The sequence below is a fragment of the Risungbinella massiliensis genome, assembly GCF_000942395.1.
Taxonomy (GTDB): Bacteria; Bacillota; Bacilli; order Thermoactinomycetales; family Thermoactinomycetaceae; genus Risungbinella; species Risungbinella massiliensis.
In genome coordinates this window covers 1,826,923-1,851,753 of sequence record NZ_LN812102.1, presented here as the reverse complement: position 1 = coordinate 1,851,753, position 24,831 = coordinate 1,826,923, and the positions used below count along the sequence as shown (strand labels likewise).

At 40.8% G+C, this 24,831-nt stretch carries 23 protein-coding genes and 1 tRNA gene; 19 read left to right on the top strand and 5 right to left on the bottom strand.

The window, feature by feature from the left end:
- The first annotated feature begins 234 nt into the window (after positions 1-234).
- Positions 235-3,759 (top strand): efflux RND transporter permease subunit, encoded by a 3,525-nt coding sequence (locus tag VJ09_RS09665; RefSeq protein WP_052807319.1) that lies wholly within the window; start codon positions 235-237, stop codon positions 3,757-3,759.
- 55 nt (positions 3,760-3,814) lie between these two features.
- On the opposite strand, the gene VJ09_RS09660 is transcribed toward VJ09_RS09665, so the two are convergent.
- On the bottom strand, positions 3,815-4,906 hold the full coding sequence (locus VJ09_RS09660) for a quinone-dependent dihydroorotate dehydrogenase (protein WP_044641257.1): 1,092 nt from the start codon (positions 4,904-4,906) through the stop codon (positions 3,815-3,817).
- Between the two features lie 108 nt (positions 4,907-5,014).
- Here VJ09_RS09660 and VJ09_RS09655 point away from each other — a divergent pair, with 108 nt between their 5' ends.
- Complete coding sequence (locus VJ09_RS09655) at positions 5,015-5,587, top strand: non-canonical purine NTP pyrophosphatase (RefSeq protein ID WP_044641256.1); 573 nt, start codon at positions 5,015-5,017, stop codon at positions 5,585-5,587.
- Positions 5,584-6,192, top strand: coding sequence for a type 1 glutamine amidotransferase family protein (locus VJ09_RS09650; protein WP_044641255.1), 609 nt, complete (start codon positions 5,584-5,586; stop codon positions 6,190-6,192). The genes VJ09_RS09655 and VJ09_RS09650 overlap by 4 nt, the downstream gene beginning before the upstream one ends.
- A gap of 112 nt (positions 6,193-6,304) precedes the next feature.
- On the opposite strand, the gene VJ09_RS09645 is transcribed toward VJ09_RS09650, so the two are convergent.
- Positions 6,305-6,862, bottom strand: coding sequence for a hypothetical protein (locus VJ09_RS09645; RefSeq protein ID WP_044641254.1), 558 nt, complete (start codon positions 6,860-6,862; stop codon positions 6,305-6,307).
- A 243-nt stretch (positions 6,863-7,105) separates the two neighbouring features.
- On the opposite strand from VJ09_RS09645, the gene VJ09_RS09640 reads away from it, so the two are divergent.
- A complete protein-coding gene (locus tag VJ09_RS09640) occupies positions 7,106-7,849 on the top strand; it encodes a hypothetical protein (RefSeq protein WP_044641253.1) in 744 nt (247 codons plus the stop codon).
- A 73-nt stretch (positions 7,850-7,922) separates the two neighbouring features.
- Here the strand turns inward: VJ09_RS09640 and VJ09_RS09635 are convergent, their stop codons facing one another.
- Positions 7,923-8,582, bottom strand: coding sequence for a YIP1 family protein (locus VJ09_RS09635; protein WP_044641252.1), 660 nt, complete (start codon positions 8,580-8,582; stop codon positions 7,923-7,925).
- A gap of 224 nt (positions 8,583-8,806) precedes the next feature.
- Between VJ09_RS09635 and VJ09_RS09630 the strand changes: the two genes are divergently transcribed.
- The 9 genes from VJ09_RS09630 (at position 8,807) to VJ09_RS09590 (ending at position 16,962) form a co-directional block, all read left to right on the top strand.
- A complete protein-coding gene (locus tag VJ09_RS09630; RefSeq protein ID WP_147635463.1) occupies positions 8,807-9,745 on the top strand; it encodes a ribose-phosphate diphosphokinase in 939 nt (312 codons plus the stop codon).
- 77 nt (positions 9,746-9,822) lie between these two features.
- A complete protein-coding gene (locus VJ09_RS09625) occupies positions 9,823-11,544 on the top strand; it encodes a tetratricopeptide repeat protein (RefSeq protein WP_044641250.1) in 1,722 nt (573 codons plus the stop codon).
- The gene (locus VJ09_RS09620; RefSeq protein ID WP_044641249.1) at positions 11,537-11,851 is read left to right on the top strand and encodes a thioredoxin family protein; all 315 of its coding nucleotides are present in this window, start codon (positions 11,537-11,539) and stop codon (positions 11,849-11,851) included. The genes VJ09_RS09625 and VJ09_RS09620 overlap by 8 nt, the downstream gene beginning before the upstream one ends.
- Before the next feature lie 234 nt (positions 11,852-12,085).
- A complete protein-coding gene (locus tag VJ09_RS09615) occupies positions 12,086-13,021 on the top strand; it encodes an ROK family protein (protein WP_044641248.1) in 936 nt (311 codons plus the stop codon).
- 35 nt (positions 13,022-13,056) lie between these two features.
- Positions 13,057-13,935 carry an RNase adapter RapZ gene (gene rapZ / locus VJ09_RS09610; protein ID WP_044641740.1) on the top strand — a complete coding sequence of 293 codons (879 nt, stop codon included), beginning with the start codon at positions 13,057-13,059 and terminating at the stop codon, positions 13,933-13,935.
- A 3-nt stretch (positions 13,936-13,938) separates the two neighbouring features.
- Entirely contained in the window at positions 13,939-14,916 is a 978-nt protein-coding gene (locus tag VJ09_RS09605) for a gluconeogenesis factor YvcK family protein (protein WP_044641247.1), read from the top strand.
- 25 nt (positions 14,917-14,941) lie between these two features.
- A complete protein-coding gene (gene whiA, locus VJ09_RS09600) occupies positions 14,942-15,874 on the top strand; it encodes a DNA-binding protein WhiA (protein WP_044641246.1) in 933 nt (310 codons plus the stop codon).
- A 21-nt stretch (positions 15,875-15,895) separates the two neighbouring features.
- Positions 15,896-16,153 carry an HPr family phosphocarrier protein gene (locus tag VJ09_RS09595; RefSeq protein ID WP_044641739.1) on the top strand — a complete coding sequence of 86 codons (258 nt, stop codon included), beginning with the start codon at positions 15,896-15,898 and terminating at the stop codon, positions 16,151-16,153.
- 137 nt (positions 16,154-16,290) lie between these two features.
- Complete coding sequence (locus VJ09_RS09590; protein ID WP_044641245.1) at positions 16,291-16,962, top strand: hypothetical protein; 672 nt, start codon at positions 16,291-16,293, stop codon at positions 16,960-16,962.
- A gap of 255 nt (positions 16,963-17,217) precedes the next feature.
- Here the strand turns inward: VJ09_RS09590 and clpP are convergent, their stop codons facing one another.
- Entirely contained in the window at positions 17,218-17,814 is a 597-nt protein-coding gene (gene clpP, locus VJ09_RS09585; protein WP_044641244.1) for an ATP-dependent Clp endopeptidase proteolytic subunit ClpP, read from the bottom strand.
- 381 nt (positions 17,815-18,195) lie between these two features.
- Between clpP and VJ09_RS09580 the strand changes: the two genes are divergently transcribed.
- Positions 18,196-18,861, top strand: a complete 666-nt coding sequence (locus VJ09_RS09580) for a hypothetical protein (RefSeq protein ID WP_044641243.1) — start codon at positions 18,196-18,198, stop codon at positions 18,859-18,861.
- A gap of 220 nt (positions 18,862-19,081) precedes the next feature.
- Here the strand turns inward: VJ09_RS09580 and VJ09_RS09575 are convergent.
- A tRNA-Arg gene (locus tag VJ09_RS09575) sits at positions 19,082-19,156 on the bottom strand.
- A gap of 110 nt (positions 19,157-19,266) precedes the next feature.
- Here VJ09_RS09575 and rpoN point away from each other — a divergent pair.
- The 5 genes from rpoN (at position 19,267) to tpiA (ending at position 24,830) form a co-directional block, all read left to right on the top strand.
- Positions 19,267-20,526, top strand: a complete 1,260-nt coding sequence (gene rpoN / locus VJ09_RS09570; protein WP_044641242.1) for an RNA polymerase factor sigma-54 — start codon at positions 19,267-19,269, stop codon at positions 20,524-20,526.
- 91 nt (positions 20,527-20,617) lie between these two features.
- A complete protein-coding gene (locus tag VJ09_RS09565; RefSeq protein WP_044641241.1) occupies positions 20,618-21,640 on the top strand; it encodes a sugar-binding transcriptional regulator in 1,023 nt (340 codons plus the stop codon).
- 114 nt (positions 21,641-21,754) lie between these two features.
- Positions 21,755-22,765, top strand: a complete 1,011-nt coding sequence (gene gap, locus VJ09_RS09560) for a type I glyceraldehyde-3-phosphate dehydrogenase (RefSeq protein ID WP_044641240.1) — start codon at positions 21,755-21,757, stop codon at positions 22,763-22,765.
- Positions 22,766-22,864: 99 nt separating this feature from the next.
- Positions 22,865-24,052, top strand: a complete 1,188-nt coding sequence (locus tag VJ09_RS09555) for a phosphoglycerate kinase (RefSeq protein WP_044641239.1) — start codon at positions 22,865-22,867, stop codon at positions 24,050-24,052.
- A 16-nt stretch (positions 24,053-24,068) separates the two neighbouring features.
- Positions 24,069-24,830, top strand: a complete 762-nt coding sequence (gene tpiA / locus VJ09_RS09550; protein ID WP_044641238.1) for a triose-phosphate isomerase — start codon at positions 24,069-24,071, stop codon at positions 24,828-24,830.
- The last annotated feature ends 1 nt before the right edge of the window (position 24,831 follow it).

Genomic DNA, 24,831 nt, shown 5'->3' with positions numbered 1-24,831 from the left:
TAACATTTTCTTAAGATGCAGTAACGATATCTAGGAGTAAATGGCATTTTGAAAAATCTTGTTTGGTTTCCCAACACAAAATGGTCACTTTTTGGAAATTGACGGTCTTTTTGACTCTTGAGTACAATAAGCTGGAACATAGATAATTTCCTAGAAGGTAGATTGAATACTTCATTAAGTAAAATAATGAAGTAAAGTTCTTTGGGAGATCTATTTAAGGAGGCAAGGACACATTTGAGCTGGTTGACTCGATTCTCACTACGAAACATAGCTGCTATCCTAATTCTTGTTTTGTTGGTAGTAGGGGGAGGAATCTATTCCTCTACTCAATTGAAGATGGAAGCGATGCCAGATATTGATTTTCCGGTATTAGTAGCAATCACACCGTACCCAGGTGCATCACCGCAAGATATTGACCAAAAGGTCACTCAGCCGGTAGAAAAAGCACTTAAAGGGCTAAAGAATGTACAAAAGACCAACTCCATCTCAGCCGAAAATACTTCTGTTGTGGTGGTGCAATATGATTTTGATGTAGATCTTGAAAAAGCACAACAAGAGATGAAAGAAGCCCTCGAAGGTCTGAATCTTCCAGAGCAAGTACTGAAACCAACGATTAATGCTTATGGTTTTAATACTCTTCCTGCCCTTCAGTATGTCGTAACTAGTTCCAAGAAAAATGTAGCGGAGTTAGAGAGACAAATCCAAGATCAGATGAAAGGGGAACTAGAATCAGTCGACGGAGTAGGTCAAGTTCAAGTGAAAGGGGAAGGAACGAAGCCGATCTTTGTCCGACTTAATCCTGATAAGTTAAAAAAGAAAAACTTAACATATCAACAAGTTCAACAAGCTTTGCAAACTGCCAATATATCATATCCAGTAGGGAGCTTGAATCAAAGTCAAACTAACCTGCCAGTACGAGTAGAGCAAAAAATACGGAATATCGAAGATCTACGTAATTATGAGTTAGTCATATATCCAAGTCAAACGGCTGGACTAGAAGATGCCTTTACTCAGATTGGCGATGGATTTGAGGGGATGGGTAATGCCATTGGTAGTCTGAGTAAAGCGATGGGAACACTTGGCCAGGGGCTTGGTACAGTAGGACAAGGTGTTGGTCTCTTACAAGCTCAAGTTCAAATTTTACAACTAGCTCAAGTAACCCAAGCTGGTCTTTTAGCAGATCAGATTGCATTAAATGACGCAATGGCAAAGCTTCAAGGTTTGGAAGAAGGAGATCCTGATTTTGCTAACCTAACTCAAAAGGTGAAGGGACTTCAGGCATCCATTCAACAAAAATCGGAAACCATCAAAAATTTAAATAGCCAACTTGCTGCACTACAGAAGAAGTTACCAAAGCCATCTGCTAATTCTTCTTCCAAGATGCCATCAGGAAGTAGTAAAAGTATGAGTTCCTCTAAACCAAAGGTGAAAGATGCAGAGATCGAGACAGTCAAACTGATCGATGTGGCAGATGTTGAGGAATCTGCAGAAGATCAGTCGATCATCACTCGTACCAATGGGGAACCATCCGTCAAGATGGAGATAATCAAAGATCCAGATGCGAATATTGTACAAATGGCTGAATTGGTACAAGCAAAAGTAAAGGATCTGCAAAAGCGTAATCCGGATCTAAAAATCGAAACGTTACTAGATCAATCGATTTCAGTAAAAGCATCTATCGAAACGATGGTAAAAGAAGGATTATTAGGTGCTTTGTTCGCAGCGATTATCATCTTGATTTTCCTACGGAACTTGCGGATGACATTGATCTCGATCGTTTCCATTCCTGTTTCACTCTTTATTACCTTGATTGTCTTAAAACAAGCGGATATTTCTTTAAATATGATGACTTTGGGTGGTCTAGCAGTTGCGATTGGACGTGTTGTTGATGATAGTATCGTAGTCATCGAAAATATATATCGCCACTTGATGAAAACTCCCCAACGCGATGTCTCGATTATTCAATTAGCAACCAAAGAAGTAGGTGCTGCGATCACCTCCTCTACATTGACTACGGTGGCCGTATTCTTGCCACTTGGAATGGTGGATGGAGTAGTCGGAGAAGTATTTATGCCGTTTGCCATTACTGTAACGACAGCGTTGATTAGCTCTTTACTTGTTGCAGTCACCATCGTCCCAGTATTGGCAAAGTTATTCCTTTTAAAGGGGAAGAAGCTCAAAGCAGATCATACCCGTAGTCGAACTGCAGGGTGGTATCGCAAAGCCTTGACTTGGTCACTGGATCATAAAGCGATCGTGTTAATTGTCTCTTCCGTACTCTTAGTAGCAAGCCTCTTCCTCATTCCGCTAGTGGGAGTAAGTTTCATCCCATCAGAGAAGGAAAAAGCAGCAACGGTAAATATTAAACTTCCATCGGGAAGTGACTTGGTCAAAACCAATGAGTTAGCTACTCGAATAGAAAATGAATTGAAAAAGTATCCAGAAATTGAGACGATCTCTAGTACAATTGGAGGCTCTCGGGACCAAATTGGCTTTGATGGATCTGTTGGAAGTACCAATAAAGCCTCTATTTTCCTCAACATTAAAGATACAACAGAGATCGATTCATTCTTAGCGACGCTTCGACAAAAACTAGCTTCTTTCCAAAAAGAGGGCGAAGTAAATGTAGAAGAAGTGAGTGGGCTAGGAGTTTCTTCAAGTCAAACTCAGATTATCGTTCATGGTCCTTCATTAGAGGTGATGAAGCAGACAGCAGACGAGCTGACTACCAAACTACAAACAGTCAAAGGGATTACCAATGTAGCGAATAATCTCAGTGCACAAAAAGACCTCGTCACTGTTACTGTGAAAGACGATCTAGCGGCTAAGTATGGGCTATCTGCTGCTCAAGTAGCTAGTACTGTGCGTAATCTACTAGAAGCAGATAAGGTTTTTGAAATAGAGCAAGGTGTACAAACGCAGGAAGTACGACTAGGACTTCAAAAAGAGAATGCTAAATCAGTAGAAGAGCTAAAGAAACTAGAAATTAGCACCCCGCTTGGCGAAACAGTACAATTAGGTGATTTAACCGAAGTGAAAATTGAAAAAGGACCAGTCACCATTCAAAAAGAAGATTCCCAGTTGTATGTGGATATTTCAGGAGATATTACCGAAAAAGATACAAGTGCTGTATCCACGGAGGTAAAGAAAGTAATCGATTCAATAAAATTACCAGAAGGAGTCTCTGTCACGATCGGAGGCACTTCGCAAGAGATCAACAAGAGCTTTAGTCAATTAGGAGTTGCGATGGTAGTAGCGGTTGCCGCAGTCTACCTTGTTATGATTATTTCCTTTGGGGAAGCAACTGCACCATTTACGATCCTCTTTTCGCTCCCGTTTGCGGTAATTGGTGGTCTAGTAGGGTTGTGGATATCAGGTCAAACGATTAGTGTATCCTCCATGATTGGTGCATTGATGTTAATTGGAATTGTGGTTACGAACGCGATTGTTTTAATCGACCGGGTACTACAACAACGTGAACGTGGTTTCTCCGTTCGCGAAGCATTACTAGAAGCAGCAGGTACTCGTCTTCGCCCGATCCTAATGACGGCATTAGCGACGATTTGTGCGCTCCTTCCACTTGGATTAGGATTTGGTGGAGAAGGAACGTTAATCTCACAAGGATTAGCAGTAGTGGTAATCGGCGGACTTGCTTCGTCTACGTTATTGACACTATTCATTGTTCCGATCATCTATATGATCCTTGCTCGGATGCAAGATAGAATGGCTGGAAAGAAAGGTCGATCACTCAATATATAAAACAACAAGACCGTGCTCAATAAGATGCACGGTCTTGTTTTGTAATCATAACCAGTTATGTTACATCTGATCCTACTAACTCCCGAATAGATGAGATTTGATGTTGGTCAAGCAGTTTGGTCAACTCTTCATTTACATATTTCGCAATGTACGGTCCACGATAGATCATACCAGTATATACTTGTACGAGGTCCGCACCAGCACGAATTTTGTCCCATGCATCTTTTCCAGTAAAGATTCCGCCCACTCCGATAATGGGTATACGACCTCGAGTGATCTGGTAAATCTTGCGGATTATTTCTGTCGATTTATCTCGAACTGGCTTTCCACTGAGACCACCTGCTTCTGCAGCTACATTAGGATCGGTGAGTCCATCTCGTCCAAGCGTGGTGTTGGTTGCTACAATCCCATCTATTCCAGCAGCTAGGATCGTCTCGACCGCTGCTCCTAATTGATCATCTGAGAGATCTGGTGCTAGTTTGACGAACAAAGGACGTTTACGACCAGTCTCTTTTACGAGGCTCTCTCTCTGCGATACAATAGAGTCCAAAAGCTCTTTTAGTGCAGATTCTTCTTGGAGATCTCGCAATCCTTGTGTATTGGGAGAGCTAATATTGATAACAAAATAATCTCCCTCTAAATAGAGTTCACGTAAACCAATCAAGTAGTCTTTACTTGCTTCTTCATTCGGTGTATCTTTATTTTTTCCTAGATTGATTCCGATTGGTACATCGGGTCTTGGTAGGCTATGAAATGATTTCTTTGCCGCCGCAACCCCATCGTTATTGAAACCCATACGATTAATGACGGCATCATCTGCTGGGGAACGGAACAATCGTGGTTGGGGATTCCCTGCTTGTGGGCGTGGTGTTATGGTACCAACCTCAATAAAACCAAATCCTAGAGAGGCAAGCCCTGAATAAACATTGGCATGTTTGTCAAAACCAGCTGCGAGTCCTACTGGATTGGCGAAGTCGATACCAAAAAGTTGTACTCGTAGTCTTTCGTCTAGAGTTTTTGTTTGCTTAGTGAAAAGATCACGCATGATTTTTTGAGATTGCATCCATTTTAAGGATTGAATGGTAAGATGGTGAGCTTTTTCAGGATCTAGTCGAAAGATCCATTTTTTTAGGGAAGAGTAAGGCATATCTCCATTCCTCTCTATAAAAAGTATCCGATACTAGTTCTATCCAATCTATGAGAATATAGCACAAACATCTATAGTAGGGAATTCTTGAAAGAAGGCATTCATAATATGGAACTTACATTTGTTACGAGTAATCGAGCAAAATGGTTAGAAGCAAAAGAAATACTAGGGGCATGGGGAATAGATTTGAAATTAGGAAAATATCCCATGTGGGAGCCGGATCATGGTTCAGTGGATGAAATTGCGAACGAAAAATTAAAGCAAGTAATAGAGTTAGAAGAAAATGTGATGGTGGATGATGCAGGGATCTTTTTTGAAGCTTATCCAATGTTTCCAGGTGTATTATCCAAGAGAGTTTTTCAGCTACTCGGCTACAAAGGGATTCAAAAACTTTTGGTGAATGAATCGAGAAAAGCCTGGTTTGAAGGTGCGATTGCCGTCTCTTTTCAGGGACAACAAAATACCTTTATTGGGAGAACAGTGGGTACAATTGGACATTTTGATCCGGATTTGTTATCAGACTTTCTAGATCATCCTTATCCGTACGATCCTATCTTTATCCCAGAGGGAAAAGAAACGGTATTGGAAGAACTAGATCACGAACAAAAACTCGCTTGTTCTTATCGCCGAAAAGCGTTGGTACAGATGGCTGAGTGGATCTTAAGGAGTGACAAAAGATGATCTCGATCATCACCATGCCAGGCAGTAACACAGAACCTATCGTAAAGCAGCTAGAGCAGCAAGAAATACCTTATCAAATGATAGCTAGTGGAGAAGAGATTCAACAGACACATGTATTAGTTCTGCCAGGTGGCCTTTCCTATATACAGATGATGGAACAACTCCAACAATTGGATTTTACGAAACGATTGCAAAATTGGAGTCGAATCGGTCTTCCTCTGTTTGCGGTAGGCACAGGAGCAAAGGTTCTGCTACGTAGCTACGAGGCAGGAAGCTATTACCAAGGACTTAATCTGATCTCAGGTAAAGTGGTAGAAGAGAATAGACTTGATCTAGAGCAGTCTTATTGGATCCAACTAGATCAACCACATCCTTTATTGCAAGGATGTAGAGAAGAACAAGTTATATTGTCTGATCTAGAAGTAGGAATCTTAGGCAACCGAGAGGATTCCTTAGGGGTTTTGCAGGCATATCCTAACATCTCACTGATTCTCTCTAGAGCTAGAACCATGGGTTTTTTAGCTGATTGGAGTGCCAATCATTCATTAGTACAACAACTTTTCCAGAACTTTCTTTCTTATTATCATCCAGATCGAAAAAAATAAGAATAAGACATCAGCTTCGAGAAGTGAATTACGTTATTTGCAATCGATGTCCTTTTTCAGTGTAAACTCCGATAGGTAAAAGAAGAGAGTCTAGGTTTTTCTAGACTCTCTTTTATATATTTTCTTCGAGATGGAGCATATCCAATTTAGAGGGGAGTCCTAAAAGTCTCCTGCCGATATCAACCCAATCCCATAAACTCGTCTCTGAACCTGTATCATATGGTTGTGATTTTTGGCTTTCGATGTCCTTCATGACATAATTTAATGTATATACGATTCTATTTTCGTCGTTTAAAAGAATACCTTCGGCATAGCCAAGGGAGATTGGGAACCAGTGTCTCACTTTTTTTCCATAGTAGATGGATTTCTCATAATCCTCGATAAAAAAAAGGCAGTCGGTTAGTCGACTTACAACAGTGATTCCCTGCTCATCGTTTTTTTCATAGATTTGTTCGTAGAGGGATATATAAGCTGGCAACAGTTCTTGTAGGAGTTGTCGGCTTTTTTCATTATCTTCTGCTAATCGGAAGTAATTTGCCTGTATATGTTTGCAACGATACATTTGTTCTAGATTTTTTTTTTCAGTAAAAATCATAATTAAACGTTCCATATCTTCTGCTGCTTTTAGAAAATAAGGAATTGCTTGGTCTTTTTTGCCTAAATATAACAAACATCTTGCATATTTTTCGTAGTCTGACCAAGACTTTTGGGTGCGGAATCGCTCAATAAACTCAATACTCTGTTGTAACTTCTGTTGATCTACTTTTAAAGGTTTTAATAGTGGTTCTTTTTCCAGAGTGATGATCCCTCCTAATGGAGTTATATACTTAAATAAACAAATTCTATCATTTCTTTCAAGTTTGTCATCATTTTGGGCAAGACTAATAGCAAATCTTGCTAAGAGGTGATGTACATGTTTTTCAAGAAGATGATCATTTCCTTGTTCATGACGGTAATGTTACTGGGATCGGTTATCGGAACTTACCAGTCCTCCTTTGCTGCTGACCCAGATGTTCCACCGACAGAAGAGCAACAACCGATGGATAAAGAAGCCAAGAAAAAACAGCGATTGGAACAAACAACTGAAAAGATAGCCAATTATCTAGATCAGCCAAAAGAGCATATAATCCAGATCGCTCAGGAAAAGCAGCTCTCAGCCAAAGATTTGGTTATGGGTGCAATCATAGCCAAAAAAGGAAAGCGACCATTTGAGGAAGTTATTCAAGAAAAGGCGACTCTTGGCAATTGGAAAGCAGTAGCGCAAAAGTATCATATCGCAATGGAGGATGTACGAAGGGAATTGCATCAGCTATTTCCACACATGAAAAAGGAAGATCTTTTGACCAAGAACCCGGACATTGTATTAAAAACGATATCACAGTATCTTGGGAAAGAAGATCAAGAAATTGCTACGTTATGGGAAAAGCATCCAGTGCGTCCGTTTGGATTGTTTCATGCTGCAATATTGTCCAAAGTGAGTGGTAAATCGTTAGATGAAGTACTAACGCTCAAAACAAAGGAAAATAGTTGGAGAGAAATTGTAGATCAGCTAAAACTGGACAAAACGAAGATTGATCAGGAACGAAAAGTGTTGTGGGGAATTTTGGATCAACAGAGTAAAAGTGTTCAAGAATCAAAAGCGAAAAAGGAATCCTAGATTATCAATAAGCCCCTTCTAAGTGTAGGTTGTTAGAAGGGGCTTATTTGCATGGACTATGATATCAAGAATGTTAGTAAAGATTCCCTAGTGCAAATCGGGCAAAATGAAAGAAATAGACGACTGCGAAAATAAAGATACTGATACAACTGGCTCGTCCCCAATTTAGCTGTGTAATCAGTTTTAGACCAAATGCTAAGAGGATAAAGTACAGGATCTCGAACAGATCAATTGCTTGCAGAGCACCTCCGAGCCAAGTTCCATTAGATGAGATGTAATAACCTAATTGAAACGGTATTGATTCTGCTGTAGGGTCGAAAAAATGGTAGATCAACTCTGCTAGCGCACTGATAATCAAAATGGCGCTACAAACGATATGTAGATGGTACATTTTTCGGAACGTAGTTGTAGCTTGAAAGAACTGAACTAATACCCAAGAGAAAAAAGCTCCTATAAAAGCAAAAGCCGGGATCATCAAGAGACTTACGGAAGTTGCTAATATATTGGCTTTGGTACGATAAGGTTGGCCTGTTTCGGTATTTAAAAACTCGTTACCTGGCGAGGTATTAACAGGATCATAGATTTGATGACTATCTTGCCAAAAGACGTCGATCCCATAAAAAATAGTATAGAGCAGGGAGAATAGAATCATTAGTTTCCAGATCGTCGGTTTCTCTTTCTGTACCCCCATTTTGAGAAAGAATTGATCTAGTTTGTTTTGTTTCACTGTCATTGCACATCACTCTTTCTACTAAATGCATTCATTCCGATCCGTAGGAATGTCCTAATAATACCGTTTTACTCTATCTTCTTAATAAAAACTTTTTAAAAATATGAACAAATTGTAACTTTTTTATGTTCCATTTGATCTATACTCTTTTATAATAACATTTGACTGAATATATAAATTAGTAGAGACGTTGATAGAACGACTCTGGAATCTTGTGGGAGGATCTTATGGAACAGATCAAAGTTTTCTCGGGTACTTCACATCCTATTTTGGCAGAACAAATTGCAAGCGCTTTACATATAGAACTGGGTAAGGTTCAGATTAATCGATTCAAATCAGGTGAGATCTATGTGCATTATGAAGAATCGGTACGTAATTGCGATATTTTCTTGGTACAAACTTTTTCTCATCCGATTAATGAGAACATCATGGAGCTTCTGATCATGGCTGATGCGGCAAAACGTGCTTCCGCTCGCAGTATTACTGCTGTAATACCGTATTTTGCATACGCACGCCAAGAAAAGAAAGATGCCCCACGGGAACCGATTACGGGGAAAATGATTGCTGATTTATTAGCGAATGTAGGGATTGACCGGGTTATCACATTTGATCTGCACGCTCCAGCGATTCAAGGATTCTTCAACATTCCAGTAGATCACCTAACGATGATCGACTCTATCACGGAATATCTTCTGCAAAAGGGAATTACAAATCCCGTTGTTGTTTCTCCAGATGCTGGACGTGCTAAAGCTGCGGAAAAGCTAGCAACCTATCTCGATGCTCCCTTTGCGATCATGATGAAGAAGAGACCAGCTCACAATGCTGCTCGTGTTACCCATATCATTGGGGAAGTAGAGGGAAGAACTCCGATTATCATTGAAGATATGATTGATACGGGTGGAACGATAGTAAGTGTTGTAGAACATCTTCAAGCAAAAGGAGCGAATCCTGCGTATATCTGTGCAACTCATCCAGTGTTCTCCGCTAATGCAGTCGAGCGACTTATTCACCCAGCGATTCAAGAGGTTGTAGTAGCGGATACGTTACCAATGGATCCTATCTCAGAACGTTTTCGAGTTCTTTCCGTAGCATCCCTTTTAGCGGAAGCGATCAAAATTAATATTACAGGAGGATCTATAAGCACCCTATTTCGCGCTGGTATGTAACAATCCCAAACTATGGTATACTTGCAAAAGCACCAGACCACCAGCTGAACGCCCTTTTTTGCTGGGTGGAGGGGATTATGAAGAAAAGTACTTATAGCCAATCCGATCAAAAGGAAAAAGTGATAGCTTTTACTTTAGATGCAGGTTTTTATTATGATCGTGCGGTGAAGTATCTGAATCGTCGCGACTACACCAAAGCACAGAAGTATTTTCGTTTAGCACTTGAAAAAGAACCTGACAACCCTGTTCACTACATTAATTTAGCTGGACTTTTGGCTGAGTTGAGTCAATTTGAAGAGTCGAGCCAGCTACTGCTACATGTTTTAACAGAAATAGATGCAAATCTAGGAGAATGTTGGTTTTATCTGGCTAACAATGCTACTCATCTTGAAGAATACGAGCAATCCGAAGAGTATTTGGTAGAATATTTGAGCCGTGAGCCAGACGGAGAATTTGCAGAAGAAGCAGAAGAACTTTTGTACATGCTTTCTTTTGAATTGGGGAGACCAACAAAAGAACCAGTTTCTCATGCTCTACCAGACTTTTTGCAAAAACATGATGAAGCTCGCTGGCATCTTGGTGAAGGGCGTTTTTTGCAAGCGACAGAGATTTTGGAAAAACTGACGCAAGAACATCCAGAGTTTCTCCCGGCTCGCAATAACCTCGCTCTTTCTTACTACTATTTGGGTAAGCTAGAGTTGGCGATGGCCAAGGTGAATGAGGTGCTAGAAGCGGATCCGAGTAATCTTCATGGGCTTTGTAATTTAGCGATTCTAACCCAAGAGATTGGTAAGCCTGAACAAAGGAATCAAATCTTGGACATGCTAAAAAAGTTGGTTCCATTTCAAGTGGAACATGCATATAAGCTCGGGATTACCATGGGGATTTTAGGTCAACATTATATGGCATATGAGTTGTTTACACGGATTCTCAAAGTAGAAGAGCATCCAGAAGCAACGCTATATCATTATGCTGCAACAGCTTCTGTCAACATTGGCAGAATCGAGTTGGCACAGCGATTCTGGAAGCAAGCTCAAGCCATCGATCCTGAATCGGATATACCTCGGTTTTATTTAGATCAATTAAAGGTATGGAAAAGAGAAGACTTTCAAAACTTCCAGCCAATTCGTTATCGTTTTCATCTGCCATATGAAGAAGAGATATTACGGATGAATCGTGAGGAAGAAGAGGGATTTGAGGAAATGGATCCGACAGCTCTTCTTCAAGAATCTTGTGAATGGGCACTTCAACATGGCAATCATCAAGCCAAGGTTCAAGTGCTTAATGTGTTAGGGTGGAATCCGAGTTTAGACAGTGAACCAATGCTTCGTTCGTTTTTGCAAAAGCGGGAAGAAGAAGATGAACTGAAGCAGATTGCACTTTTCTTGTTGCGTCGCAAAAATGCGGAGCCACCCTATATGCTTTGGTACGAAGATCAATGGATTCGATTGGATCAACCGGATAAACAACCAGAAGGTATTCCAAAATGGAAGCAAGTTTTGAGACTCTGCCAAGAGCAAATGGAAGAGTACGAAGAAGAAGTAAGGCGTGATGCCAAAATCCTCTGGGAAGTATGGTTGAAGGAACAATCTACTACTAATCTCGATACCATACGCAAGGTGGAGGCTTGGGCTGCTGCATTGGAATATGTAGTAATCAAGTCTCATGGTCTCGCACTTTCACAGTCGAAAGTAGCAGAAAAGTACAAAGTAGCTAGTTCTACGGTTGCTCGCAAAGCGAAGCTACTACAACCTTACCTGACATGCTTAACTATCCAAGGAGGTACGCTAGATGAATAAGTTAACTCAACAAGATTTCCAGAACTTTATAGAATCCGGCAAAAAAGTGGTGGAGTTCAGTGCAAGCTGGTGCATAGATTGTAAACGAATCGCACCGGATCTCCCTGAGATTGAAGGGCAATTCCAAGGTAAGTTTGACTTTGCTGAGTTAGATGTAGATGATGCAAGAGAAGTAGCAGAAAAATACAATGTGAAGGGAATCCCAACATTTATTGTATTTCAAGATGGCAAAGAGGTAGATCGCTTACCAAGTCGAGATGCCAAAACCAAGGAACAAGTAGTGGACTTCTTGGAACAACAAGCTTAACCGAACCTTTAGAGAAACAAGATTATTTCTTGATCGAAATACTGTATCCTAAACTAGCAATACCCCTTATGATGATGCATACTCTGTAGTGGCGCGGGAGATCCGCGTCTTTTTTTTGTGTACTATTTTTGTTATAACAGAAAGTATACCGAACCCATTTTAAAATGAAAAATATATGAGAACCTTGATCTAATCAAGAATTTCTTAGCGATAAGGTGAGGAGACCTAGTTATCATGAGCAAATGGATTGGAATTGATCTTGGGGGAACCAATATCAAATTAGGGATTATAAATGAATTCGGAGAAGTTTTGTTCCAGGTTCAGCATCCAACCAGAGGAAAAGGAAATGCGGAAGAGTCGATTCAGCAGATCATTCATGTTGCTCAAGATCTTGCGAAGGAAGCTGGAATAGATTGGATTGAAATCCAAGGTATCGGATTTGGACTTCCAGGATTTCTAGATATCAAGAAAGGGATCGTAAAAAATTTAACGAATCTCTTTTGGAAGGATGTTCCAATCAAGGCGCGTTTAGAGCAAGCTTGGGGTAAACCTGTTAAAATTGAAAATGATGCTAATGCCGCAGCCCTTGGAGAGGCTTGGAGCGGTGCTGGAAAAGGAGTACAGGATCTTGTTTGCATCACACTTGGTACAGGTGTAGGTGGCGGAGTAATCGTCAATGGTAACTTGGTGCATGGTTTCAGCGACTCAGCAGGTGAAATCGGCCATATTGTAGTAGACCCAAATGGCGTGGATTGTAATTGTGGAAAACGAGGCTGTTTAGAGACGATCTCCTCTGCTACAGGAATTATTCGTTTAGCAAAAGAAGCGATGGTGGAATATGGAGAATATACGAAGCTATCGAAAGCAATCGAGATTAGTCCTAAAACAGTATTCGAACTAGCAGCCCAAAATGATCCAGCTGCCAAAGAAGTATTGGAACAAGTAGTGGAAGCATTGGCAGAAGTTCTTTCCATTCTTTCGGTTGTATTAAATCCAGCTCGATTTGTGATCGGTGGAGGAGTAGCACTTGCAGGTGAACAATTACTAGAACCTCTCCGCAATTCGTGGAAACAAAAAACAGACCCACATGCCGCTCAAGGAGTCGAAATCGTGGCTGCCAAGTTGGGAAATGATGCTGGAATGATTGGAGCCGCAGGACTTTTTGTATAATGCGTAAAGTGAAGCAAAAAAGAAGGGATCAATTTATGAGCGACTTTCAACCATTAAACATCGTAGTGATTACGGGAATGTCAGGTGCCGGGAAAACAGTAGCGATGCAGTGTTTTGAAGATCTAGACTTTTTCTGTATTGATAATCTTCCTCCGGTTCTCCTCACGAAATTTGCTGAACTACTAGATGAATCTAACCGGAAGTTACGTAAAGTCGCAGTAGTGATTGATATGAGAGGACGTCAGTTCTTCTCCTCTCTTGTTGATTCGCTAGAGTCCCTCAAACAAGAAAAACAAATTCAATACCAGATTCTCTTCTTAGAGGCGCGTAATGAAACGTTGGTGAGACGCTACAAACAGACGCGTAGGCGCCATCCTTTAGCGGAGAGTGGCACTTTGCTAGAAGGAATTCGCAAAGAGCGTGAGCTGTTAGAAGAAGTTCGTGGGCAAGCAGATTATATAATTGATACAACCGATCTCAAACCAAGTCAGCTCAAGGAGGAGATCATTCGAGCCTATTCTCAATTCGAATCCTCCAAACTCGATGTGAGTATTGTCTCTTTTGGGTTTAAGCATGGTATGCCAATCGATGCTGATTTGGTTTTTGACGTACGATTTATCCCTAACCCCTACTACATTGAATCAATGAGACCAAAAACAGGTCTTGATGAAGAAGTACGGGACTATGTGATGGAACAAAGTGAAACAAAAGATTTTGTTCAGAAGTTAGGGGATATGCTACAGTTTTTAATCCCGCATTACCACAAAGAAGGAAAATCACATCTAGTGATTGGGATTGGGTGTACCGGTGGACAGCATCGATCTGTTGCCATAGCGGAACATATGAATCGACAACTTGAAGAAAATCATCGGAGCCGAATCATCCATCGAGATATGGATAAGAAGGGCGGGTAGGTTATGATAGTGGAAGAAATGCTTCCTTCGCCTCCCAAAGTGGTTTGTATCGGCGGAGGAACAGGTCTTTCCGTCTTGCTAAGAGGCTTAAAAAAATTTGATTTAGACATTACAGCAATCGTAACCGTTGCCGATGATGGTGGGAGTTCTGGTAGATTGCGCAATGACTTACAGATTCCAGCCCCAGGGGATATACGAAACGTATTGGTCGCCTTAGCAGATACAGAGCCCTTATTGCAGAGTGTATTGCAATACCGTTTTGAGAGTGGAGAAGGATTAGCTGGTCATACATTAGGGAACTTAATGATTGCTGCGATGAAAGAGATCACAGGTGATTTTACTCTCGCAATCCAAGAGATGAGTCGTGTTCTAGCAGTTCGAGGGCGTGTTTTGCCCGCATGTCGGGAAAATGTGGTGCTTTGTGCTGAGATGGAAGATGGAAGCATCGTTCGAGGCGAATCAGTAATTCCAGAGGTAGGGAAAAAAATTAAGAGAGTCTTTCTTGATCCACCTCATGTCACACCAGTAGAAGAAGCGATTGAAGCAATTCGGGAAGCAGATGGGGTTATTATCGGACCAGGAAGCCTCTATACCAGTATTATCCCCAATCTCTTGGTAGAAGAGATTCAAGCAGCGATTCGTGAGGTTGCTGCCTGCAAGATATATGTTTGCAATGTAATGACACAAGTAGGGGAAACTGATCATTACACAGCCTTTGATCATGTACAAGTTATTCATGACCATGCTGGAGAGATATTGGACTATGCGATTATAAATAATGAAGTACCACCTGTTATCATGCAGCAAAAATATGAGAGCCACAATCAAAGCATGGTGATTCCAGATGTGGAAAATATCCAACGTTTGGGTGTACAAACTATCTCAGATAATCTGTTACTATACAAAAATCACGTTCGACATGATGCGAATAGGATTAGTAGGCACATATTACGGATTATCCAAGAACAGATGAGAAAGTAATAGGAGTCACTAGAGGGGATCACCTATGTCATTTACTTCGGAAACAAAAAAAGAGCTAACTCAAATAGAAAAAAAGCCTTGTTGTAAGAAAGCAGAGCTATCCGCTTTGGTTCGGATGAATGGCACAATGCAGATTGTAAATCGCCATATGATCTTAGAATTATTGACGGAGAATCCTGCCACTGCTAGGCATATTTTCTCGTTATTGAAGAGTATTTACCAAGTGCAACCAGAAGTATTGGTAAGGAAGAAAGCACGGCTGAAAAAAAATAATGTCTATCTTGTTCGTGTTACATCTCATGCAGAACGAATTCTACATGATCTAGGGATCTTAAAGGAGAATAGTTGGGAACGCTACAATGGGATTTATCAAGATGTGATTGAAAAGACTTGTTGTAAGCGATCCTATTTGCGAGGAGCTTTTTTAGCTGGTGGCTCTGTAAATAATCCTGATAGTGTTTCGTATCATTTGGAAATTGTTACTACTTATGAGGACCATAGTTTGGCATTGAGTGAATTAATGAATCAATTTCACCTACATGCCAAAATCATAGAAAGAAAAAAAGGATATGTCGTGTATATTAAAGAAGGGGATAAGATCGGGGAGTTTTTAAATGTGATTGGCGCCCATCCCTCCCTCTTGCACTTTGAAAACGTTCGCATCCTCAAGGATATGAGAAACTCCGTTAATCGTCTCGTTAATTGTGAAACTGCGAACTTGAACAAATCTATTCAAGCGGCAATGCGCCAAATTGAGAATATCAAACGAATTCAGGATGAGGTAGGACTACAGGATCTACCAGATAAGTTAAAAGAAGTAGCCGAGATACGTTTAAAATATCCGGAAGCCAATCTCTCGGAGCTTGGGGAACTAATTCCAAGTGGGAAATTGAGTAAATCGGCCATCAACCACCGAATTCGTAAATTAGAACAGATCGCGAAACAGCTAAGCACATAAGGGGGAAGTGTAATGAGCATGATCGTAGAGAAAAAAGTGATTGTGCAGTTAGAAACCGGTTTACATGCACGACCTGCTGCTGAATTTGTTCAAGAGGCAGGTAAATATGTGTCGGAAATCCATATTGTAAAGGGCTCCAAAGAGGCAAATGCCAAAAGCATCATGGGAGTAATGGCGATGGCAGTAGGAAAAGGTACTGAGATCATACTACGAGCCAAAGGGAAAGATGCAGAACAAGCGATCGAGGCTTTAGTAGCCATTGTAGATCGACATGAGTAAGGAAGGGGAACAGAACCAGCTTATTTGGTTCTGTTTTTTTGTTTTTGTAACATTTATGAGGTGTAAATACAGGTGTTTAGGACTATGATAGAATAGGAACTTACAAATTCTGTCGAATATTTAGTCGGAGGGGAAAAATGGATTTATTAATTTATCCCACCATTACTGTTATCTATTTCATCCTAGCCCTGATTGCCTTTCGTCTCTTTCGCGAATCCTCTTTATGGGGTTCTGCTTGGACCCTATTTATCATATTGGCACTTTTCTTTGATAGTACTGTTCTTTCCTTAGGAAATATATTAGGACCTGGTTCTGCCTTAGAAGTACTAAGCCAAATCCGACTCTTGCTGTATGTTATCTTATTCCCAACCTTGATCTTTGTAAGTTTGGATCAATTGCGGAAAATTCACGTTGATTGGATCGAACAGTATCGAATTCGAATCAGCTTTCATGCTTATACTGCGATCGTGACGTTGATTGGGATTTTGGTACACTACCAATGGGTTATGGTTGTTCCAGTGGAAGTGAACGGTCTGTTTCGATACCAACCAGCAGAAGAAGTTTTTCCATGGGTTAGCCTTTTAGCAATGCTCTCTATTTTTGCAACGGGACTAATCTTATGGAAAAAGGTGCAGTGGCCGGTTATGTTATTGGGGGCAGGAATTAGTATGATGGGAGTTTTGGTGAGTTACATTTGGGGGATGGAAAGCCTTCTCTCCCTAAGTGAATTAATTATGATGTGCTCGATCGTGTTAACAGACTATCGAAATAAAACGACCGATTATGAAGAAGAGGTATTGTACGTCTAAAAAAAGATGCTCTCCAAGTGCGGAGAGCGTCTTTTTTTAGACTATCGTAGTCTCAGAAGAATTTACCTAAAAAAGAAAGTCCCATGATAACAGCGATTATAATACAGAGCCAGAACAAGCCTTTCTCCTGTTTTTGAGATTTGTTCATGATACTGCTCCTCATTTGTGTGATATTTCACAAACTATTGTATGACTCTTTTCGCCATTCGTAAAGGAAAAGTCCCTGCAATCGAATTTATGCAGGGACTTTTCCTGTTATTTGCTTTCTTCGTCTTTTCTAGTAATAACTTTGTCAATCAATCCATATTTCAATGCATCTTCAGCAGACATAAAGTTATCTCGATCGGTGTCTTGCTCTATTTTTTTCAGTGGTTGTCCTGTGAATTCAGCTAAAAGTTTGTTCAAGTTTTCACGCATCCTCAAAATCCGTTTTGCACGGATCTCAATATCGGTTGCTTGTCCTTGAGCACCACCCAGTGGTTGATGAATCATTACTTCACTATTTGGAAGCGCGAAACGCTTACCTTTTGTCCCAGCAGCAAGTAGGAAAGCCCCCATGGATGCAGCCAATCCGATACAATGAGTTTGGACATCTGGCTTTACTAATTGCATGGTATCATAAATTGCCATTCCAGCAGAGATCGAACCACCTGGAGAGTTGATGAAGAGCTGAATATCCTTTTCTGGATCATCTGCTGATAAAAAGAGTAACTGAGCCACGATAGCATTGGCTAGTTCGTCTGTTACTGGACCACCTAATAAAATAATGCGATCCTTTAGTAACCGAGAATAAATGTCATAGGATCGTTCACCGCGTGAAGTTTGTTCGACAACATAAGGAACTAAATTCATTTGAAATCCTCCTGTTCAAATGATGTTGATAAATTTATCATACCGTAAAGGTCAAAGTAGGTCAAATAAAAGAGAGCCAAAGGTCAGATAACTTTTTATTACCCCATTCTTACCGGTTTTCCTCTTTTAGAATCAATAGTAGTGACAGGGAGGAATCGGAAAATGATTTGCTTATTTTCATTGCCGTTTTCCAACTGAATTCCAGTACAAAGTCTAATTTGAAAACATTTCGTTGACAAAATAAGAAAATATCTAGAACTAACAATAAAAACCCAAAATTTAATCCATTTTTCGTCTTGGCAATTTGCTGGGAATCAGGTAAATTTATATAGACATTATGTTTTGCGTTTAGCAAACTTATTTGAAAACGGGGGAGTAACATTGAAACGTTTTAATTTCAAGCATTTATCCATAGCATTTCTACTCCTAGCCATGGTTGCATTAACAGGTTGTAATGCTATTGGCGAATTATTGGGTTCTGCAGTTAAGGATCAGGAGCAAAGCAACAATAACAATAATAATAACACCAATAACAACCAAACCGATTTAACAGACAATGGGAATAATAATAACAATAACAACAATAACACTGATAACGGCCTATCCGATAGCACCGATGATCTAAAATATAATGGAACTCCTAATGAGCGTTTCCATGATGGAGAAGGCTATCTAAACTACAAAGTGTTGGGATCTGTTTCCGATGGTAGCTACTTCAATCGTATCAGCGGTATCGATAAGACTGGTATCTACTATCTACAACACAACTTACTCCCAACTAGTGCACAATCCCAAGTAAACCAAGATACTGATCAAGGCTTCTTATTGATCGTTCGTGATGCTAAATACATGGGTTACCGTATGGATGTAAAATCGATCGTAAAACAATCGAAGATCTACAAAATTACGGTTAGCTTAACACCAGGTGGAGCAAACAACGTACCAGCTAACTCGATCTTGACAGTAAACGATAACGCAGTAAACCAATTCTCTACTCTGTTCCGTATTGAAACAACAGATGGAGAAGTTCTCTTCCCAAGACAGTAATAGGATTAACAATGATGTAACTAGGCTCTAAGGAGCCTGGTTTTTTTATTCCCTTTTAAAAGGAGTAAAGTTATGAAGTATGCATTGATGAATGGAGTATAAAATCGGGAAACTTAGCACACTTATCCAAATATAAAGTTGTTTTTTAGTAGATTTCATATATATATAACAAAAACGCCTCCTAGACTGCATAATAGCAGATTAGAAGGCGTTTTTCCTTTGGCGCGCCTACCAAGAATCGAACTTGGGCACCTGGTTCCGGAGACCAGTGCTCTATCCCCTGAGCTATAGGCGCAAAATGAGACTTTTATATCGTAACATACAGATAAGCAAAACGCAAGTTCTCATTCAATAGATTCTTTCCATTATGTTATACTAGAAGCAAAGTATATTGGGGGTGTTCCTTTGGCAGTTCGCTGGGATTTTGCTCTAAACCAAGAGTTACAATGCCAATTGGTCATGACTCCACAACTGAGACAGAGTATTGAGTTGTTAACATACTCTCAAGAAGGATTAGAATATTATTTGCAAGACCAGCAACCAAGCTTATTAAGTCAGAATCATGGTAAGGTACAATCTTATTTATTAAGGGAAATAGCGGACCCAAAAGGGACAACCGTTACCCTGGTAGAGGATTTAGAGGAGCAAGTATGGGATCTACGCTTGGATGATCTTCGAAAGTCGTATCTTCAGTACTTTATCTACAACCTGGATGAGAGAGGTAGACTACATCTTTCAGAAGCAGAATTTTGTAAGCGCTTTCAATTGAGATATCCTAGCTGTTATGGGGAGATCTTGAAGCTATTGCAATCATTAGAACCTGCTGGAGTAGGAGCTAGATCTACATCTGAGATGCTCTGTCTTCAGTTACGGAGACGGTCTAGTTCCTCTCTTTCTATTACCTTAGTAGAAAAATATTTAGAAAAAGTGGCAGAAAAAGATTGGTATTGGCTACAGGAAGAATTAAAAGTTTCTCAAGAGGAGCTCGAAGAAGCGTATCAGGAGATTTTAGAATGTGACCCTTTTCCATGTGGTAGATACGCATTGACGGATGTGTCAGATTATATTGCTCCAGATGTGGTAGTTTATTTAGATTATGATCAGTCGGACTATCAAGTTTGCTTATCGGAGCGAAGTAAATCAGTGCTTCCGACATCATGGGATGATTTCACCATGAAAGAAGGACTTCCTTCTACAGACCATCTAAACTGGTTAGAGCGGGCACTATATCAGAGTAAGTGGACACTGTTGCAAATTGCGAAAGTGATTGTTCATCATCAACAGTTCTATATGGAACTGGGAGAAGAAGGTTTGACTCCTCTCACTATGCGTGCTGTCGCAGAGGAATTGGGTTATCATGAATCAACAGTAAGTAGAGCTGTGCAAGGAAAATACATGGAGACCCCTCGAGGGATCGTACCATTCCGCTTCTTTTTTACAGGAAGACGTGGAGATGTGACGACACCTTTTCTAATCAAACGGGAAATTCAGAAGCTGGTAGAGATAGAGAATCCAGTTCAACCGTTTAGTGATCAACATATAGCAGAAATGCTGGGCAAAATGGGGATTGTATTGTCTCGACGAACCGTAGCAAAATACCGACTGGAACTTGGGATCGCCAGTTCTTCGACAAGAAAACAATTGTACCCCTTGGCAAAGAAGTAGGAGGTGCGTTAAAATTGTCTTGTCGATTTTTTTTAGACATAGAGGGACTTATTTTGTATACTAGGGACATAATAAGTCCCGGAGGGAAGCGATGATAGACTTATTGAATGTGCAGCGAAAATTGTTGCCAGACTTACTCGAAGTAATGAAAAAAAGGTATGAGATATTACGTCAGATCCACATTTTACAGCCGGTTGGGCGTAGAGCCTTGACACAGGTGTTGCAAACTACGGAGCGGGTCTTACGAGCCGAAGTGGATTTTCTTCGCTCTCAAGGATTAGTAGAGATTGCGACAATTGGCATGCGTTTGACTGAAGAAGGAGTAGAACTTCTTAAGCTGTTGGAACAATCGATGAGTGAGTTGTTAGGTTTAAGCGATCTAGAAGCCCAACTAACGAAGCTACTACATATTAACCGAGTCATCGTATTGCCTGGTGATTCAGATCGTTCAGAAGCGGTGAAAACAGCTCTAGGTCGTGCGGCTGGACATCTCCTCATGGAGTTGGTTGGTTCTGAAAAAAAGGTAATTGCGGTAACTGGTGGTTCTACCATGCGGGCAATTGCCGAGACGATGACTCCCTCTGCACGTCTAAAACGAGCTCTTTTTCTCCCAGCTAGAGGTGGAGTAGGGGAAAGCGCCAGAAAAGAAGCAAACTTTGTTGTAACACTCTTAGCAGAGAGAGCAGGTGGCAGTTATCGATTGTTCCATGTTCCGGAGCAACTAAGCGAATCAGCCTACCTTGCACTCGCAGATGAACCAAAAATTCGAGACACCCTTGCGATGCTGCAACAAGCTGACATTGTTGTCTATGGCATAGGGGAAGCTAAAAAGATGGCGGTTCGGCGTGAGTCAACTAGAGAGGTACTAAAAATTCTAGATGAAGCACATGCGGTAGGAGAAAGTTTTGGGTACTACTTTGATAAACATGGCAAGATCGTACACCGGGTACAGACGATTGGGCTAGATATCAAGGACCTACCAAGCATTCCGCACAAAATAGCAGTAGCTGGTGGTGCGAGCAAAGCAGAGGCAATTCAAGCAATTGGCGCTCTTTTCCCGCAGGATATTCTCATCACGGATGAAGCTGCGGCTAAAAAGATCTTAAATATCTGATCAAAAGAAAAGGGAATGGTACCATCTCCCTAGTCTCAAAAGGTACATTCCCGTTCATAATGCACTAACTGAAAGGCAATAATACCACTGAATAATTCTAGGAGGAGTTTCAAAATGGCGAAAACAAAAATCGGGATTAACGGTTTTGGACGTATTGGACGTAACGTATTCCGAGCAATGATGAATCACCCTGAATTGGAGATCGTAGCAGTAAATGATTTGACTGACTCAAAAACGATTGCTCACCTCCTCAAATATGACTCTGTACATGGTAAGCTCTTTGCAGATGTACAAGTAACGGAAAAAGGTTTCTCTGTAGATGGCCGCGAAGTTGCAGTTTTGGCAGAACGTGATCCAGCTCAACTCAAATGGGCAGACTATGGCGTAGAGATCGTAGTGGAATCAACTGGGATCTTCACCAAAAGAGAGCAAGCTGCAAAACATTTAACTGGTGGTGCAAAGAAAGTAATCATTTCCGCACCTGCAACGAATGAAGATATTACGATTGTAATGGGTGTAAACGAAGAGAAATATGATCCTTCTGCTCACACCGTCATTTCTAATGCTTCTTGTACTACCAACTGTCTTGCTCCTGTAGCAAAAATATTGAATGATGAGTTTGGAATTCGTCGTGGTCTGATGACAACTGTTCATGCTTACACCAACGACCAACAAATTTTGGATTTACCACATAAAGACTTGCGTCGTGCTCGTGCAGCAGGTGAATCTATTATCCCAACCACAACCGGTGCTGCAAAAGCAGTGTCTCTCGTCCTTCCAGAACTAGCTGGTAAACTAAACGGTTTTGCTATGCGTGTTCCTGTTAAGAACGTATCGGTTGTCGACCTAGTGGCGGAGTTAGATAAAGAAGTAACAGCAGAAGAAGTAAATGCAGTACTAAAAGAAGCAGCAGAAGGAAAATTAAAAGGGATTTTGAACTACTCTGAAGAGCCACTTGTATCGATTGACTACAATGGAGATCCACATTCCTCCTCAGTAGATGCAATTTCCACGATGGTATTGGAAGGGAATATGGTTAAAGTAGTTTCTTGGTATGACAACGAGTGGGGTTACTCAAACCGTGTAGTAGATCTAGCTGAATATATTGCGAAAGCTGGACTTTAATAGGTAGAATGTATCCGTATGATAATTGTTAAGAGGAGAAGAATTCTCGATTTATAAAGGAGAAATTTCTCCTCTTCTTCTTACATAAGGAGGAACACCATGAATAAAAAGTCTGTTCGTGATGTAGAAGTGAAGGGTAAAAGAGTCTTTTGTCGTGTCGATTTTAATGTTCCGATGGAAGGAAGCCGTATCACAGACGATACAAGGATCCGCGCTGCGCTACCTACTATTCAATATTTAGTCGGTCAAGGTGCTAAAGTGATACTAGCTAGCCATTTAGGTCGTCCAAAGGGCCAAGTGGTAGAAGAAATGCGTCTTACACCAGTAGCAGAGAGACTTTCGGAACTATTGGGTCAATCGGTTCAAAAACTAAATGAAGCGGTAGGAACCAAAGTTGAAAAAGCAGTTTCTTCGTTGCAAGAAGGAGAAGTTCTGCTACTCGAAAATGTTCGCTTCTATCCTGGGGAAGAGAAAAATGATGCTGACTTAGCCAAATCATTTGCTGGTCTAGCAGATCTTTTTGTCAATGATGCATTCGGTGCTGCTCATCGAGCTCATGCGTCAACTGCGGGTATTGCGGATCATATCCCAGCAGTAGCTGGTCTTTTGATGCAAAAAGAATTGGATGCCTTAGGTCAAGCATTGTCCAATCCGAAACGCCCATTTACGGCTATTATTGGTGGTGCAAAAGTAAAAGATAAGATCGGGGTTATCGAGAACTTGCTTGGCAAAGTGGACAATCTGATTGTAGGTGGCGGTCTTGCCTATACATTCATAAAATCCCAAGGTCATGAGATCGGAAAATCCCTGTTTGAGCCAGATAAAGAAGAATTGGCAAAGGGATTTGTGGAGCAAGCGAGAGAAAAAGGTGTTAAATTCTATATGCCAGTCGATTGTGTAGTGATCAATGAATTCTCTGAGAATGCATCTATTGTGGAGACAGTCTCGATTGACCAAATTCCATCTGATTTAGAAGCTGTTGATATTGGTCCGAAAACCGCAGAGATCTTTGCAGATGTGATTAAGTCATCAGCATTGGTGATTTGGAATGGGCCGATGGGTGTATTTGAAATGGATCGCTATGCAAAAGGTACCAATGCTGTTGCTAGGGCTTTAGCCGAAAGTGAAGCCTACAGTATTGTAGGTGGTGGGGATTCTGCAGCTGCAATCGAAAAAGCAGGGTTGGCTAGCGAAGTGGATCATATTTCTACTGGTGGTGGAGCATCTCTCGAATTTTTGGAGGGCAAAGAGCTACCAGGTGTAGTGGTATTGCAAGATAAAGAGTAGAACAGGAGATCGTTTTATGAGAACACCGGTCATCGCAGGAAACTGGAAAATGTTCAAGACACTGGAGGAAACCAAAGCATTCTTTCAAGAGCTAGGAAACATGGAGTTTCCCTCCCAAGTGGAAGCAGTAGTATGTGCTCCATTTCTTAGTCTTCCTTGGATGGGAGAGCATGTAAGCAACAAAGTAGGAGTAGGAGCGCAAAACTGTCACTTTGAAACAGAAGGTGCTTATACTGGAGAAATCAGTCTTCCTATGCTGCAAACAGTTGGAGCAAAATATGTGATTTTAGGTCACTCTGAGCGGAGACAATATTTTGCCGAAACAGATGAAGTTGTCAATCAAAAAGTACGTGCTGTAATCGCGCATCAGTTGGTACCCATTCTCTGTGTTGGGGAATCCTTAGCAGAAAAAGAAGCAAATCGTACCAATGAGGTTGTAAAAGAGCAAGTAGTAAAAGGACTTGCAGATGTAAGTGCGGATGATGCTAAAAAAGCAATCATCGCTTATGAGCCAGTTTGGGCTATTGGTTCAGGAAAAGCAGCAACTGCAGAGGACGCAGAAGAAGTGATCGGCTATATTCGTCAAGTATTAGCAGAAATATATGACCAAACAACAGCAGATGCTGTGCGGATTCAGTATGGTGGTAGTGTAAAACCAGAAAATATTGCTACTTTCCTTGCTCAGCCAAATATTGATGGAGCATTGGTAGGGGGAGCAAGTTTAAAAGCGGAATCCTATGCACAACTTGTTCAAAATGCTGTTCAAGGAGGCAAATAAT

What these genes read in the sequence shown, in the direction of transcription:
- rapZ (WP_044641740.1), top strand. Translation starts at nt 13,057, where the DNA reads ATGAGCGACTTTCAACCATTAAACATCGTAGTGATTACGGGAATGTCA.
- whiA (WP_044641246.1), top strand. Translation starts at nt 14,942, where the DNA reads ATGTCATTTACTTCGGAAACAAAAAAAGAGCTAACTCAAATAGAAAAA.
- VJ09_RS09620 (WP_044641249.1), top strand. Translation starts at nt 11,537, where the DNA reads ATGAATAAGTTAACTCAACAAGATTTCCAGAACTTTATAGAATCCGGC.
- VJ09_RS09590 (WP_044641245.1), top strand. Translation starts at nt 16,291, where the DNA reads ATGGATTTATTAATTTATCCCACCATTACTGTTATCTATTTCATCCTA.
- VJ09_RS09635 (WP_044641252.1), bottom strand. Translation starts at nt 8,582, where the DNA reads ATGACAGTGAAACAAAACAAACTAGATCAATTCTTTCTCAAAATGGGG.
- VJ09_RS09650 (WP_044641255.1), top strand. Translation starts at nt 5,584, where the DNA reads ATGATCTCGATCATCACCATGCCAGGCAGTAACACAGAACCTATCGTA.
- gap (WP_044641240.1), top strand. Translation starts at nt 21,755, where the DNA reads ATGGCGAAAACAAAAATCGGGATTAACGGTTTTGGACGTATTGGACGT.
- VJ09_RS09565 (WP_044641241.1), top strand. Translation starts at nt 20,618, where the DNA reads ATGATAGACTTATTGAATGTGCAGCGAAAATTGTTGCCAGACTTACTC.
- VJ09_RS09630 (WP_147635463.1), top strand. Translation starts at nt 8,807, where the DNA reads ATGGAACAGATCAAAGTTTTCTCGGGTACTTCACATCCTATTTTGGCA.
- clpP (WP_044641244.1), bottom strand. Translation starts at nt 17,814, where the DNA reads ATGAATTTAGTTCCTTATGTTGTCGAACAAACTTCACGCGGTGAACGA.
- VJ09_RS09555 (WP_044641239.1), top strand. Translation starts at nt 22,865, where the DNA reads ATGAATAAAAAGTCTGTTCGTGATGTAGAAGTGAAGGGTAAAAGAGTC.
- VJ09_RS09615 (WP_044641248.1), top strand. Translation starts at nt 12,086, where the DNA reads ATGAGCAAATGGATTGGAATTGATCTTGGGGGAACCAATATCAAATTA.
- VJ09_RS09655 (WP_044641256.1), top strand. Translation starts at nt 5,015, where the DNA reads ATGGAACTTACATTTGTTACGAGTAATCGAGCAAAATGGTTAGAAGCA.
- VJ09_RS09640 (WP_044641253.1), top strand. Translation starts at nt 7,106, where the DNA reads ATGTTTTTCAAGAAGATGATCATTTCCTTGTTCATGACGGTAATGTTA.
- tpiA (WP_044641238.1), top strand. Translation starts at nt 24,069, where the DNA reads ATGAGAACACCGGTCATCGCAGGAAACTGGAAAATGTTCAAGACACTG.
- VJ09_RS09605 (WP_044641247.1), top strand. Translation starts at nt 13,939, where the DNA reads ATGATAGTGGAAGAAATGCTTCCTTCGCCTCCCAAAGTGGTTTGTATC.
- VJ09_RS09660 (WP_044641257.1), bottom strand. Translation starts at nt 4,906, where the DNA reads ATGCCTTACTCTTCCCTAAAAAAATGGATCTTTCGACTAGATCCTGAA.
- VJ09_RS09625 (WP_044641250.1), top strand. Translation starts at nt 9,823, where the DNA reads ATGAAGAAAAGTACTTATAGCCAATCCGATCAAAAGGAAAAAGTGATA.